13 protein-coding genes are annotated in these 14044 nt (G+C 64.4%); 3 read left to right on the plus strand and 10 right to left on the minus strand.

Annotation, left to right across the window (positions count from 1 at the left end):
* Positions 1 to 16: 16 nt before the first annotated feature.
* The 6 genes from J5M67_RS25990 to acnB all read right to left on the minus strand — a co-directional run bounded on the left by J5M67_RS25990 (position 17) and on the right by acnB (position 6766).
* The gene (locus tag J5M67_RS25990; RefSeq protein ID WP_207888303.1) at positions 17 to 508 is read right to left on the minus strand and encodes a cytochrome C; all 492 of its coding nucleotides are present in this window, start codon (positions 506 to 508) and stop codon (positions 17 to 19) included.
* Positions 509 to 587: 79 nt separating this feature from the next.
* Entirely contained in the window at positions 588 to 1016 is a 429-nt protein-coding gene (locus J5M67_RS25995) for a thioesterase family protein (RefSeq protein WP_207888304.1), read from the minus strand.
* A gap of 86 nt (positions 1017 to 1102) precedes the next feature.
* Positions 1103 to 1792: a polysaccharide lyase family 7 protein gene (locus J5M67_RS26000; RefSeq protein WP_207888305.1), complete on the minus strand. Its 690-nt coding sequence runs from the start codon at positions 1790 to 1792 to the stop codon at positions 1103 to 1105.
* 202 nt (positions 1793 to 1994) lie between these two features.
* Positions 1995 to 2573 carry an ANTAR domain-containing response regulator gene (locus J5M67_RS26005; protein ID WP_207888306.1) on the minus strand — a complete coding sequence of 193 codons (579 nt, stop codon included), beginning with the start codon at positions 2571 to 2573 and terminating at the stop codon, positions 1995 to 1997.
* Positions 2574 to 2575: 2 nt separating this feature from the next.
* Entirely contained in the window at positions 2576 to 3778 is a 1203-nt protein-coding gene (locus J5M67_RS26010) for a CmpA/NrtA family ABC transporter substrate-binding protein (RefSeq protein WP_207888307.1), read from the minus strand.
* A 378-nt stretch (positions 3779 to 4156) separates the two neighbouring features.
* Entirely contained in the window at positions 4157 to 6766 is a 2610-nt protein-coding gene (gene acnB / locus J5M67_RS26015; protein WP_207888308.1) for a bifunctional aconitate hydratase 2/2-methylisocitrate dehydratase, read from the minus strand.
* A gap of 427 nt (positions 6767 to 7193) precedes the next feature.
* Here acnB and J5M67_RS26020 point away from each other — a divergent pair, with 427 nt between their 5' ends.
* Positions 7194 to 7670 (plus strand): DUF1289 domain-containing protein, encoded by a 477-nt coding sequence (locus tag J5M67_RS26020; RefSeq protein ID WP_207888309.1) that lies wholly within the window; start codon positions 7194 to 7196, stop codon positions 7668 to 7670.
* Positions 7671 to 7759: 89 nt separating this feature from the next.
* On the opposite strand, the gene J5M67_RS26025 is transcribed toward J5M67_RS26020, so the two are convergent.
* A complete protein-coding gene (locus J5M67_RS26025) occupies positions 7760 to 8623 on the minus strand; it encodes a universal stress protein (protein WP_207888310.1) in 864 nt (287 codons plus the stop codon).
* Between the two features lie 165 nt (positions 8624 to 8788).
* On the opposite strand from J5M67_RS26025, the gene J5M67_RS26030 reads away from it, so the two are divergent.
* Complete coding sequence (locus J5M67_RS26030) at positions 8789 to 9406, plus strand: tRNA-(ms[2]io[6]A)-hydroxylase (RefSeq protein ID WP_207888311.1); 618 nt, start codon at positions 8789 to 8791, stop codon at positions 9404 to 9406.
* Between the two features lie 147 nt (positions 9407 to 9553).
* Here the strand turns inward: J5M67_RS26030 and J5M67_RS26035 are convergent, their stop codons facing one another.
* From J5M67_RS26035 to J5M67_RS26045, 3 genes are all read right to left on the minus strand, one after another.
* Positions 9554 to 10882: an SPFH domain-containing protein gene (locus J5M67_RS26035; protein ID WP_207888312.1), complete on the minus strand. Its 1329-nt coding sequence runs from the start codon at positions 10880 to 10882 to the stop codon at positions 9554 to 9556.
* Positions 10883 to 11004: 122 nt separating this feature from the next.
* On the minus strand, positions 11005 to 11727 hold the full coding sequence (lpxH, locus tag J5M67_RS26040; RefSeq protein WP_207888313.1) for a UDP-2,3-diacylglucosamine diphosphatase: 723 nt from the start codon (positions 11725 to 11727) through the stop codon (positions 11005 to 11007).
* A gap of 4 nt (positions 11728 to 11731) precedes the next feature.
* On the minus strand, positions 11732 to 12238 hold the full coding sequence (locus tag J5M67_RS26045) for a peptidylprolyl isomerase (protein WP_207888314.1): 507 nt from the start codon (positions 12236 to 12238) through the stop codon (positions 11732 to 11734).
* A 121-nt stretch (positions 12239 to 12359) separates the two neighbouring features.
* On the opposite strand from J5M67_RS26045, the gene J5M67_RS26050 reads away from it, so the two are divergent.
* Positions 12360 to 14042 (plus strand): glutamine--tRNA ligase/YqeY domain fusion protein, encoded by a 1683-nt coding sequence (locus J5M67_RS26050; RefSeq protein WP_207888324.1) that lies wholly within the window; start codon positions 12360 to 12362, stop codon positions 14040 to 14042.
* Positions 14043 to 14044: the final 2 nt, after the last annotated feature.

Genomic DNA, 14044 nt, shown 5'->3' on the forward strand with positions numbered 1-14044 from the left:
CCGTTGGGGCGGCGGGTCACTGGGTGGGCGGGGAAGGGAAAACAACCGCCGGACCTTTGGGAGCGCTGCCCGGCGGCAGGTAGGCGGGGGCGACCTGTCCGGCCGGCCCCAGTTGGCGAACGTAGCGGTAGATCCCGCGCAGGTCGTCGTCATTCATTATGCGCAGCACGTGGGAGGGCATGGGCGGGCGGAAATTCGCCTGCCGCGCGTTGGTCAGCCACTGCTCTTCGCTGTAGGCCTGCATGTACAGGCGCAGGTTGGCGGGGTAGGTGGTGCCCCAGGGGCCGCTCCACCCCAACTGGTCTCCGGTGAGCCAGGTGCTTTCCGGGACTTTCTCGGGGGCCATGGCGTAGCCGGGGGTGTGGCAGTCGTTGCAGCCTGCGATCTGCACCAGATAGCGGCCGCGTTGCAGGGGATCGGTGTCCGCAGCCGAACTCGGCGCGGGCAGGGTCAGGATAGGCAGGCACAGACAGCCGGACAGCGCGCCCACCCGAAGGAAGGACGGCATTGGAGGTTCTCCTCTGATGGCGATTCGGTTTACGGCTCCAGAGGTATAGCGCGTTGCCAGTACCCGTGCCCGGTGTGGTTCAGGCGATCCAGTTCACATTGGGGAATGCGTCACGAAACGCGGCGGGAATGGGCATGACCTTGCCGGTCTCGTAGTCGAAGAACACGAAACCGGACTTGGCCATGGCGACCAGGGTGCCGTCCGCCGGGCGGGTGATGCGGAAGATGATGTCGCCGCCGTACTTGTTGAAGTCCATGACGCCAACCTCGAACAGCAGCTGGTCGCGGGCGTGGGCCTCGGCGCGGTAGGTGGTGGCCAGGTCGGTGACGATGATGCCGGTCTCACGGATGCCGTAGTCGAACAGGAAGCGTGCGCGGGCCTCGGAAATCATCGAGATCATCGAGTCGTTGCCCAGGTGGTTGGCGCCGTTGATGTCGGTGACGCGCACGGTCAGCTTGGTTTCGTAGAGAAAGAGTTCTTCGGGGAATTCCAGTTTCAGGCGGGCCATGGGGCGCTCTCGGATCACAGGGAGTGCGCCATTGTACGGAGCCCGCCGCCGGTTTCGCAGCGCCATTGGCGGGCTGAATGGGGACGTCAGTGCGCCAGGTTGACGTGGTAGAAGGTCACGCGGCCTCCCTCGTCGTCGGTGCCCTTGTTGTCGCTGATGTAGGCGCCTGCCTTGAAGTAGAGCAGCTGCTTGCTCCAGGTCGAGCTCAGGGCCTGGCGGTAGTACTGCTGCTCACCATCCGCGCTTTCGGCGCGCAGGCCCAATTGACCGGTGGAGGTCACGCGCAGGCTGTAGGTGACGCGCTCGTTCAGGCGCACATCCTTGAGTAGCGGGATGTTCTTGCTGACGCTGTCGTCCGGGTGATTGCGCACCAGGGCTTCGACGCTGCCGGTCTGGGTGTCGGGGTGGTAGTAGTACTGCAGCTTCACCAGTGGCTCGCCGTCGCCGCTGGTGGGCGACTTGCTGTGGATCTGGCCGATGATGATCTTGTTCTGCGAGGGCACGCGGCCGACGCTGACGGTAGCGCGCAACTCGTTGTCGCCGCCAGTGTAGTACCAGTTGTAGATACTGCCGTCGCGCTTGGTCTCGCGCAGTTCGGTGCGCGGGTAGGTGCTGTCCTCGGTGTGGGAGCCGTTGACCGGCACCCAGAACACGACGGTGTCGCCGTCGCGCTTGAAGTAGCGGCTCTGGTAGCCGTTCTGCAGTTGCTGGGTAGTGATTTCGGTGGGGCGGGGGTCGCTGGGGATTGTCAGGTTCCAGGTGGAAAGATCGATCATGCTGTCTCGCTCACGAAGGGGCGGATGCGACCGGCCGGTTCCTGGTCGGCGGGTCGCACTACGGACTTCCATGGTCAGTCGATGGAAGCGAGGAGCCGCACGTTTGCGCGGCGCGCGGAGGATACGCAGTCGTCGCACGGATGGGGGCCAGCAACTGCGCTGGCTTTCTGATCGCGGGATGCCGCCGCTGGCAGATGGCCTGTCAGTGCCCGAGCATTTCGTGCATGGCGATGATCTGCTCAGCCACCTGCACCAGCTTCTGCTGGCGCCCCATGGCCTGCCGGCGCATCAGGGTATAGGCCTCTTCCTCGGCGCAGCCCTTCATCTTCATCAGCAGTCCCTTGGCCAGTTCGATGCGCTTGCGCTCGGCCAACTGCTGCTCACGGGCTTGAAGTTGCGCGCGCAGTGCCTGGTCGCTCTCGAAGCGGGCCATGGCGACGTCGAGGATCGGTTGCAGGCGCTGCGCCTGGATGCCCTCGACGATGTAGGCGCTGACCCCGGAGCGGATGGCCTGGCGCATCACCTGCGGGTCGTGCTCGTCGGTGAACATGACGATGGGTCGCGGCTGGTCGCGGCTGACCAGTACCACCTGTTCCAGCACATCGCGGCCGGGGGATTCGGTGTCGATAAGGATCACGTCCGGGTGCAGGGCTTCCACGCGTTGCGCCAAGTCGACGGTGAGACCGGATTCGTCGACCACATCGAAACCGGACTCCACCAGTGCCGCCTTGAGGCGCCCGACCTTCTTCGGGGTGTCGTTGATCAGCAGGACGCGCAGCATGCTCAGTCTCGCTCCGTCAGGGCATTCAATTCGAAGCCATGGGCATAGCCGACCGGATCGCTGCCGTCCCAGACGCGGCCGTCGATCAGTGTCGAGCGACGCATGTCAGCACTCGGCACGGTGACGCCAACGGCTTCGGCAGCTGCGCGGTACAGGTCGAGCTGTTGCACCTGGCGGGCAATGCCGAGGTAGTCGACGTCCTCGCGCAGCAGGCCCCAGCGGCGGAACTGGGTCATGAACCACATGCCATCGGACAGCCAGGGGAAATTGGCCTGGCCGCCGTCGAAGAAGCGCAGCGGATGGGCGTCCTGCCAGGCATGACCGAGGCCGTCCTGGTAGCGGCCGAGCAGGCGCGGTTCGATGCTGGAGAGCGGAGCGTCGACGTAGTCCTGCCCGCTGATGAGTTGCGCCGCGCTGCGCAGGTTGTCCTCGCTGGCCTCGATGAAGCGGCTGGCGTCGAGGAGGCTCATCACCAGGGCGCGGGCGGTGTTGGGGTAGTGCTCGATGAAGGCGCGGGTGGTGCTCAGCACCTTTTCCGGGTGGTCCGGCCAGATCTGCTGGCTGGTTGCCAGGGTAAAGCCCAGGCCTTCGTCCACCGCCAGGGCGCCCCAGGGGCCGCCGGCACAGAAGCCGTCGATACGTCCGGCCTTCAGGTGTTCCACCATCTGTGCCGGCGGCACCACCAGGGAGCGCACATCGCGCAGCGGGTGGATGCCGTGGGCGGCCAGCCAGTAGTACAGCCACAGGGCATGGGTGCCGGTGGGGAAGGTGTGCGCCAGGGTCAGCGGTGCACCGTTGTGGCGCGCGTGCTGGCGCAGTGCTTCAGCGCAGGTCACGCCGTCGCGCATCAGCGGTGCGGAGAGGTTGATCGACTGGCCGTTCTGGCACAATCCCATGAGCACGGCCATGTCGGTGGCAGGGGTGCCGCCCAGGCCGAGCTGCATGCCATAGATCAGGCCGTAGAGTCCCTGCGCCGCGTCCAGTTCGCCGCTGAGCAGGCGATCGCGCAGGCCGGCCCAGGAGCTCTGCCGCTGCAGGTTGAGGGTCAGGCCGTAGGGCTGGGCGAAGCCCTGGGTGGCCGCAACCACCAGGGAGGCGGAGTCGGTAAGGGCCATGAAGCCCAGGTTCAGTACGCTCTTCTCCGGTGCGTCGGAGCCGGCGACCCAGGCCAGGCTGTCCGGGCGGCCGCTGGTGCTGTCGATCATTTCCACCTCTGAAGGCAAAGGACGCCGCTGCTCCGGCCGTCGATGGGCGGAGGAGGCGACGTCATCGTCTTTCAGGGCCCGCCGTTGGGCTGCCTGTTGCAGGCCGTACAGCAAGGGGTGTGCCAGGCTCGGCGGAAAAAACAAGCCCCGCCACAAGGGCGGGGCTCAGAGGGAGGGAGCGCACCTCTGGAGGGTTCCATCAAGGGCACCTGAGCACGGAAATGGCAGGGCCTGCTGACACCTTAGCCACGCGGGCCACGGGCGCAACGGTCAATAAGTATTAGCCCCATCGTGAGTACCGGCTCCGGCCGCTCTATTTCGGCACTGCAAAAGAAAAGCCCCGCACTCAGGCGGGGCTTTTCATCACGCTGGGATCACTCAGACCTGAACGGCCGGGATCTTCGCGTTGGCTGCCGCTTCGCGGAACTCGGCGATCTGGTCGAAGCTCAGGTAGCGGTAGATATCGGCAGACATGCTGTCGATGTCCTTCGCGTAGGCCATGTACTCCTCGACGGTCGGCAGCTTGCCGATGATCGAAGCGACAGCGGCCAGCTCGGCAGATGCCAGGAACACGTCGGTGGCGTCGCCCAGACGGTTCGGGAAGTTACGGGTCGAAGTGGAGACCACGGTGGAACCGGTCTGTACGCGAGCCTGGTTACCCATGCACAGCGAGCAGCCCGGCATTTCCATGCGCGCGCCAGCCTTGCCGTAGATGCCGTAGTAGCCTTCTTCGGTCAGCTGGTGGGCGTCCATCTTGGTCGGCGGAGCCAGCCACAGACGGGTCGGAATGCCACCCTTGACCTTGTCCAGCAGTTTGCCGGCAGCGCGGAAGTGACCGATGTTGGTCATGCAGGAACCGATGAAGACTTCATCGATCTTGCGGCCTTCGACGCTGGACAGCAGACGGGCGTCGTCCGGGTCGTTCGGCGCGCAGAGTACCGGCTCCTTGACGTCGGCCAGGTCGATCTCGATGACCGCGGCGTACTCGGCGTCCTTGTCGGCTTCCAGCAGTTGCGGGTTGGCCAGCCAGGCTTCCATCGCTTGCGCGCGGCGCTCCAGGGTGCGGGCGTCGCCGTAGCCTTCGCCGATCATCCAGCGCAGCAGGGTGATGTTGGACTTCAGGTACTCGGCGATAGCCTCTTCCGGCAGCTTGATGGTGCAACCGGCAGCCGAACGCTCGGCGGAGGCGTCGGACAGCTCGAAGGCTTGTTCGACGGTCAGGTCGTTCAGACCTTCGATCTCGAGGATGCGGCCGGAGAAGATGTTCTTCTTGCCTTTCTTCTCGACGGTCAGCAGGCCAGCCTGGATGGCGTAGTAGGGGATCGCATGGACCAGGTCACGCAGGGTGATGCCCGGTTGCAGCTTGCCCTTGAAGCGCACCAGAACCGATTCCGGCATGTCCAGCGGCATGACGCCGGTGGCCGCGGCGAAGGCGACCAGGCCGGAACCGGCCGGGAAGCTGATGCCGATCGGGAAGCGGGTGTGCGAGTCGCCGCCGGTGCCGACGGTGTCAGGCAGCAGCATGCGGTTCAGCCAGCTGTGGATGATGCCGTCGCCCGGACGCAGGGAGACACCGCCGCGGGTCATGATGAAGTCCGGCAGGGTGTGGTGGGTCTTGACGTCGATCGGCTTCGGATAGGCAGCGGTGTGGCAGAAGGACTGCATCACCAGGTCGGCGGAGAAGCCCAGGCAAGCCAGGTCTTTCAGCTCGTCGCGGGTCATCGGGCCGGTGGTGTCCTGGGAACCGACGGTGGTCATCTTCGGTTCGCAGTAGGTGCCCGGACGCACGCCCTGGCCTTCCGGCAGACCGCAGGCGCGGCCAACCATCTTCTGGGCGAGGGTGAAGCCCTTGCCGCTGTCGGCCGGCGCTTCCGGCTTCTTGAACAGGTCGGACGGAGCCAGACCCAGCTCGGCGCGGGCCTTCTCGGTCAGGCCACGGCCAACGATCAGCGGGATACGGCCGCCGGCGCGGACTTCGTCCAGCAGAACCGGGGTCTTCAGCTCGAAGGTGGTGACCACTTCGCCGCTGTCATGACGCACGACCTTGCCTTCGTACGGGTACACGTCGATGACGTCGCCCATGGCCAGGTTGGTGCAGTCGAATTCGATCGGCAGGGCGCCGGCGTCTTCCATGGTGTTGTAGAAGATCGGGGCGATCTTGGTGCCGAAGCAGAAGCCGCCAGCGCGCTTGTTCGGAACGTAGGGGATGTCGTCGCCGAAGAACCACAGCACCGAGTTGGTGGCGGACTTACGGGACGAACCGGTGCCGACCACGTCACCGACGTAGGCAACCGGGAAGCCCTTGGCCTTGACGGCTTCGATCTGCTTCAGCGGACCAACCACGCCCGGCTGGACCGGCTCGATGCCGTCACGGGCCATTTTCAGCATGGCCAGGGCGTGCAGCGGGATGTCGGGGCGAGACCAGGCGTCCGGAGCGGGGGACAGGTCGTCGGTGTTGGTTTCGCCGGGGACCTTGAACACGGTCAGGGTCAGCTTCTCGGAGACGGCCGGCTTGGCCTTGAACCACTCGCCTTCGGCCCAGGACTGCAGCACGGCCTTGGCGGCGGCGTTGCCTTTCTTGGCGCGCTCAGCGACGTCGTGGAAGGCGTCGAACATCAGCAGGGTGTGCTTCAGCTGCTCGGCGGCAACTTCGGCCAGCTCGGCGCTGTCCAGCAGCTCGACCATGGTGGCGATGTTGTAGCCGCCCTGCATGGTACCCAGCAGCTCAATGGCGCGGGTCTTGGTCAACAGCGGGGAAGTGGCTTCGCCCTTGGCGATGGCGGAGAGGAAACCGGCCTTGACGTAGGCGGCTTCGTCGACACCCGGCGGCACGCGGTTGGTGATCAGGTCGAGGAGAAATTCTTCTTCGCCGGCCGGCGGGTTCTTCAGGAGTTCGACCAGACCAGCGGTCTGCTCGGCGTTCAGCGGCTGGGGCACGACGCCCTGGGCGGCACGCTCTTCTACGTGTTTGCGATAGGCTTCAAGCACAGTATTTCCCTCATCAGTGGTCCCGGAGGACGCGTATCCAGGAGACCCCTCCGATCCATTCGTCAGGCATGGTGGACGGTAATCCACTGACCTACGACGGCACCGGCGATCTCCGGGCAGAAGCTGTTTTCAAAGTTTTACGCCGGGGAGGCCTGGAACTGATGGGGCTGGACGCTTGAGGGGAGCGCCCAGACCGCGCGGCTGCCGGAATCTGTGCTTCGTGACGCTTTGAAAACAGCTTCTTTCGGACAATGACGCCAAAAAGGCGAAGGGATTCTAATGGAAAAAAACGGCGTTGGTAAGCCGGATTGCGACCCCAGCACGGGTGATCCTGCCTAGACAATGGTCGTGTCCAGGGGCGGAGATGTGGTTTGCGATGAGACCCCTCGGACACTACTATGCCGTTTTGCCCGCCATACGTTCCCTCATGTCTTCTCAGCGCATCAAAACTCCCTGCGTCGGGCTCTGCTCGACGGTCTACGGCGATCTGGTCTGTCGTGGCTGCAAGCGTTTCCACCATGAAGTGGTGAACTGGAACGGTTACAGCGACGAGGAGAAGCGCTCGGTGTTGAGCCGCCTGGAGGCTCTGCTGACCCAGGTGATGATGGCCAAGCTGGAAGTCTTCGATGCGCAGCGCCTGCGTACCCAGCTGGAGCAGCGGCAGATCCGCTTCGTACCCGAACAGTCGCCGTATTGCTGGGCTTACCAGCTGATCGCCCGCGGTTCGCGGATGATCAACCAGGTGGAGGCCTATGGCCTGGCGCTGCTGCCGGAATTCCGCGGCTGGCCGCTGCCGGACCTGCGCGATGCCATCGACAAGGAGTTCTTCATCCTTTCCGAGGCGCACTACGAGCGCTATATCGCCCCGCGCTTCCTGGCCGAGGGGATGGACTCGCGGGTCTGAAGTCGTCCGCATGAAAAAGCCGCCCGATGGGCGGCTTTTTTGTGCTCTTCGTAGGAGCGAGCAAGCTCGCTCCTACAGGTTGCATCCTGTCAGGACTGGGCGGCCAGTTCTTCCAGGTGGGCGATGATGTCGTCCGGCTTGAGCACCAGCACGTCGCTTTCCAGCGCATCCAGTACCACTTCGGCGGTGTTGCCGATCAGGGCGCCGGAGAATCCGGTGCGCGCCACACTGCCGATCACCGTCACGGCCGCCGTCAGGTTGTGCGCCGCGCGCGGGATGAGCACGTCGGCCGGGCCTTCCTCGATATGCAGGTGGTCGTTGTCGATGCCGTACTCGGCCTGGAACGCCCGGCAGGCCTCGCGGTACTTGGCCTCGATGGTCTCGCTGAGCTGGAAGGTCGGGTCGGCGGCCGAGAGCATCGGCGAGGGGTGGGCGCTGATCACATGCAGCTCGCCGTGGGCCAGCCCGGCGATGTCATAGGCATGGCTGACGATGCCGGCGTGCAGGGTGCGGTGCTCGGTGTCGCTGTTGCCCACGTCCACCGCCGCGAGGATGTTGCGTCCGGCCCAGGGCTGGTTGGTCTTCACCAGCAGCACGGGGGAGGGGCAGTGGCGCAGCAGCTTCCAGTCGTCCGGAGTCAGCAGTGCTTTCTTCAACGGGTTGTCGGGGAAGTGCTGCTTGATCACCAGGCCGCAGCCTTCAGCCTGCTGCTCGGCGATGATGGTGTTCTGCAGGCTGTCCTTCCAGAACTGGCGACTGGAGGCGCTGAAGCCTTCCTCGCGCAGCCCCTGGGTGACCTCTTCCAGCGCCGCCGTGCAGTCGCCGCGTTTCTCGCAGGCCAGCAGGTGCAGGTGGGACTGGGTGACGCTGGCGATCAGGCGTGCCCGTTTCAAGGCGAGACCGTCCGGCTGGTCGGGGTCCACGACTACGAGGATGCTACGGATGGCTTGCATGATCGTCTCCCTTCGTGCGCGTTGTTTATGTGGAACAACTGTAGTCGGGATATCGCCGTCATGACGTTGAGGCATATCAAGGGCGGACGCTGGTTCCGCGCGGCGGCATTCGTATAATGCCCCGCATTTATGACACCGGCCAGCCGGTGGAAGGCTTCGTTGGAGTTGAGCATGCTGTCTGAAATCAGGGAATTCCTCGGTTGTGCCACGCCGGATGCGTGGGTGGAAGCCGCACTGCAGGATCAGGCGGTGATGCTGATCGACCACAAGAACAACGAGTTCAAGGCCGCCAGCACCGCCCTGGCTCTGATCGCCAAGTACAGCGCCCATGAGGAGCTGGTGAACTTCATGTCGCGCCTGGCCCGCGAGGAGCTGCGCCACCATGAGCAGGTGCTGGCGATCCTGAAGAAGCGCGGCATTCCGCTGCGGCCGATTTCCGCCAGCCGCTACGCCTCCGGCCTGCGCGCCGTGGTGCGCAATCATGAACCGCAGAAGCTGGTGGATACCCTGATCGTCGGTGCCTTCATCGAGTGCCGCAGCTGCGAGCGCTTCGCCGCGCTGGTGGATCACCTGGATGCGGACCTGGCGAAGTTTTACGGCTCGCTGCTCAAGTCCGAGGCCCGGCACTTCCAGGGTTACCTGAGCCTGGCGCGCCGTTATGGCGACGACGCGGACATCGATCGCCGGGTGGTGGAGATTCGCGAGGTGGAGGCGGGCCTGATCCAGTCGCCGGATAGCGAGTTCCGCTTCCACAGCGGTATACCGGTGGAGCAGGCAGCCTGAGCCGCTCGCTGGAATCAAAAAAGCGCCCACCAGGGCGCTTTTTTCTCGGTTCTTCGTAGGAGCGAGCTTGCTCGCGAACAGATTTTCCGGCAGCTCTGGCGCTGGGCTGGTTCGCGAGCAAGCTCGCTCCTACATAAAAAGCAAAACTCAGTCCTTTACCTTGAGGTCCAGCGCCAGGTCCCGTGCGGCCTTGGTCGCCAGCACGCCCATCAGCTGGCCGATCTCGTCCTGGCGGCTGCTGGCGCTGGTCGGGCCGCCGGCCATCATCACACTGGGTACGGGCGCCTGGGCAGCGGCTTCGGCCCACACCTTGTTGATGGCGATCAGGGCATCCAGCTTGGGCTGCAGTGCGCCGTCCGCCTTGATCACCGCTTCACGGGCATAGGCATCGGCGTCAGCGGTGATCTTGGTGGCCTGTGCCGTCACGGTGGCCTTGTCGCGCAGCAGCTCGGCGGTCTGCTTCTCGATCTCGGCGCGCTGCTTCTCGCGTTCGGCGTTGATCACCGCCAGTTGCTTCTCGGTTTCTGCCTGGGTGGTGCGCTCGATCTGGTCGCGCAGGGTTTCCTGGCGCTTGGCTTCCACTTCCTTCTCGCCACGGGCGGTGACCAGCAGCTTCTCTTCCTCTTCCTTGAGGCGGTTCTGCCGGGCCACGGCCAGCTCGGCCAGGGCCTGCTGGACCTTGACCATGCGCTGCTTGTACTGCGGATTGGGGTCGACGTTGGTGATGCGCGCTTCCACCACTTCCACGCCGAACTTGCGGAACTGCTGCTGCTTGCGCACCGGGATGCCTTTGGCGTCGGTGACCTTCTCGGTAACGAACTGGCTGGCGTTGTTGTCGCCGAAGCTGCCCTGTTCGGTGCCGGCCTGGAGGATGGCGGTCTGGTGCGGAACGGCGCCGCGCGGGCCGCGGACTTCCTTGCGCTTGATCAGGTACAGGCCGTCGTTGAGCTGGTTCTCGAACTCTGCGGCGAACTCGCTGCGGGCGCCGGCGTAGTAATCGTCGGCGGTCATCAGCGAGGCGGTGGCCTGCAGGGTTTCCTTGATCGCCGGAACCAGTGCGGTGCGAATGAAGTTGTCCGGGTTGCGATATTCCTGAGCCATCTTCAGGAACTGGTCGCCGCCGGGCAGGCGGAAGCGTGCGGAGGATTCGACTTTGGCGTCGACGTTGCCGAGGAAGACTATGGGGAAGGCTTCGATGGTGGCGCCGAGGGCGTCGTTGTCGGGGTTGTTGTCGTTCTCGTCCATGACCAGCACGGACTGCACGCTGATGGCTTTCTTCCAGGTGGTGGCGCGGCCGAACCATTTGGTGGCGTAGCCGACGTCGTCGACGATCTTCTCGTCGCCGAAGATGGTCCGCACGTGGGTCATGTAGCCGGCTTCGTTATAGAAGAAGACGCCGTTGAACAGAATGAAGGCGGCGACGACCAATGCCAGGGGCAGGGCGCCGAACTTGATGAGATTTCCCTTGCTGAACATGTTTCTTCCTTGATTGAGCAAACCGGGAATGCTGCGCAAGGCCGCCGGTGCTGGTCAAGAAGAAATGTCTCACAGTGCGGGTGGGTTTGCGTCAGAAGGCCACCCTTGCGGTGGCCGGTCGTTCAGAGAGGGAAGGGCGCCTGCCGCAGTCCCTGCTCGTCAGCTTCCAGGGCCCAACCCTGGCGGTCCCAGTCGCCGAGGACGATGCGCCGGGCGGGGCGGCCGTCCAGTTCGAGTTCGTGGACGGCGGGGCGGTGCGTATGGCCGTGGATCAGGATGCGCACACCCTTGTCGCGCATGATCTTCTCCACCTCCGCCGGGGTGACATCGACGATCTCGCTGGCTTTCATGCTCGTCTGCGCGCGACTTTCCTTGCGCAGCTTGCGCGCCAGCTTGTGGCGGGTGGCCAGGGGCAGGTTGCGCAGGATGAACAGGGTCAGCGGGTTACGCAGCCAGCGGCGCAGCTTCATGTAGGCCGCGTCGAGGGTGCACAGGCTGTCGCCGTGCATCAGCAGCACCTTTTCGCCGTCCAGGTCGATCAGGCTCGGGTCGCGCAGCAGGGTGCAGCCGGCCTCGCGACAGAACGCCTTGCCGATCATGAAGTCGCGATTGCCATGCATCAGGTAGATGCGTGTGCCGCTATCGGACAATTCACGCAGGGCACGGGCGATGGAGTGCTGGAACTCATCCATGCCGTCGTCGCCGATCCAGGCTTCGAAGAAGTCGCCGAGGATGTACAGCGATTCGGCCGAGCGGGCGCGGGTGGCGAGGAAATGCAAGAACGCCCGGGTGATGTCCGGGCGTTCCGCTTCGAGATGCAGGTCCGAGATGAACAGGACGCTCATCGACTCACTCGCCGAGGATTTCGGCTTTCTCGATGATCACGTCGTCGGCCGGTACGTCCTGGTGGCCGGAGCGCATGGTGGTGGCCACGCCCTTGATCTTGTTGACCACGTCCATGCCGTCCTTCACCTGGCCGAACACGCAGTAGCCCCAGCCCTGCACGGTCGGTGCGCTGTGGTTGAGGAAGTCGTTGTCGGCGACGTTGATGAAGAACTGCGCGCTGGCCGAATGCGGCTCCATGGTGCGGGCCATGGCGACGGTGCCGACCTTGTTGCCGACGCCATTGTTGGCTTCGTTCTTGATCGGCTTGTTGGTGGCCTTCTGCTTCATGCCCGGCTCGAAACCGCCGCCCTGGATCATGAAGTTGTTGATTACGCGGTGGAAAACGGTGTTGTCGTAATGGCCGGCCTTCACATACTCCTTGAAGTTGGCCACGGTTTCCGGCGCCTTGTCGTCGAAGAGTTCGAGGGTGATATCGCCGAAGTTGGTCTGCAGTTTGACGGTGGTAGTCATCAGGGAATTCCGCTGGTTGGAAAAATCGAAGGCCTGTCAGGGGGTTGACAGCTTCGGCTATGATAAGCGCTTTGGTTTGGCTGGCCTACCCTGGCCGAACAACAGCATGATCAAGGACACCATGAGCAAGCCTACCGCCGATACGAAAGAAGCCACTGTTGCCGCCAACTTCCTGCGCCCGGTCGTTGCGGCCGACCTGGAAAGTGGCAAGCACCAGAAAATCGTCACCCGCTTCCCGCCGGAGCCCAATGGCTACCTGCACATCGGCCACGCCAAGTCCATCTGTCTGAACTTCGGCCTGGCCAAGGAGTTCGGCGGTGACTGCCACCTGCGCTTCGACGACACCAACCCGGCGAAGGAAGACCAGGAGTACATCGACGCCATCGAGGCCGATGTGAAGTGGCTGGGCTTCGACTGGGTCGGCCCGGTGCGCTATGCGTCCAACTATTTCGACCAGCTGCATGCCTGGGCGGTGGAGCTGATCAAGGCCGGCAAGGCCTTCGTCTGCGACCTCAACGCCGAGGAAATGCGCGAGTACCGCGGTTCCCTGACCGAGCCGGGCAAGAACAGCCCGTTCCGTGACCGTTCGGTGGAGGAGAACTTGGACCTGTTCGCCCGCATGAAGGCCGGCGAGTTCCCGGACGGTGCCCGTTCGCTGCGCGCGAAGATCGACATGGCCTCGCCGAACATCAACCTGCGCGACCCGATCCTCTACCGCATCCGCCACGCCCATCACCACCAGACCGGCGACAAGTGGTGCATCTACCCCAGCTACGACTTCACCCACGGTCAGTCGGACGCCATCGAGGGTATCACCCACTCGATCTGCACCCTGGAGTTCGAGGATCACCGCCCGCTGTACGAGTGGTTCCTGGCCAACCTGCCGGTCCCGGCCCAGCCGCGCCAGTACGAATTCGCGCGCCTGAACCTGAACTACACCATCACCAGCAAGCGCAAGCTCAAGCAGCTGGTGGACGAGAAGCACGTCGACGGCTGGGACGATCCGCGCATGTCGACCCTGTCGGGCTACCGCCGCCGCGGCTACACCCCGGCGTCGATCCGCAACTTCTGCGACATGATCGGTGTGAACCGCGCCGGCGGCGTGGTGGACATCGGCATGCTGGAGTTCGCCATCCGTGACGACCTGGACGCCAACGCCAGCCGTGCCATGTGCGTGCTCAAGCCGCTGAAGGTGGTGATCACCAACTACCCGGAAGGCCAGACCGAGATCCTCGAGCTGCCGTGCCACCCGAAGCAGGACATGGGCATGCGCGTGCTGCCGTTCAGCCGCGAGATCTACATTGACGCCAGCGACTTCGAGGAAGTCCCGCCGGCTGGCTACAAGCGCCTGGTCCCGGGCGGCGAAGTACGCCTGCGCGGCAGCTATGTGATCCGTGCCGACGAAGCGATCAAGGATGCCGATGGCAACATCGTCGAACTGCGCTGCAGCTATGACGAGAACACCCTGGGCAAGAACCCCGAGGGCCGTAAGGTCAAGGGCGTGATCCACTGGGTGCCGGCCGCCGAGAGCGTGGAGTGCGAAGTGCGCCTGTACGACCGCCTGTTCCGCTCCGCCAACCCGGAGAAATCCGAAGAGGGCGGCAGCTTCCTCGACAACATCAACCCTGACTCCCTGGTGGTGCTCAAGGGCTGCCGCGCCGAGCCGTCGCTGGCCAAGGCCACGGCCGTCGATCGCTTCCAGTTCGAGCGCGAGGGCTACTTCTGCGCCGACTCCAAGGACTCCAAATTCGGCGCCCTGGTGTTCAACCGCACCGTGACCCTGCGCGATTCCTGGGGGCAGTAAGG

Origin of the sequence: Pseudomonas sp. 30_B (assembly GCF_017491605.1) — a bacterium.
GTDB lineage: Bacteria > Pseudomonadota > Gammaproteobacteria > Pseudomonadales > Pseudomonadaceae > Pseudomonas.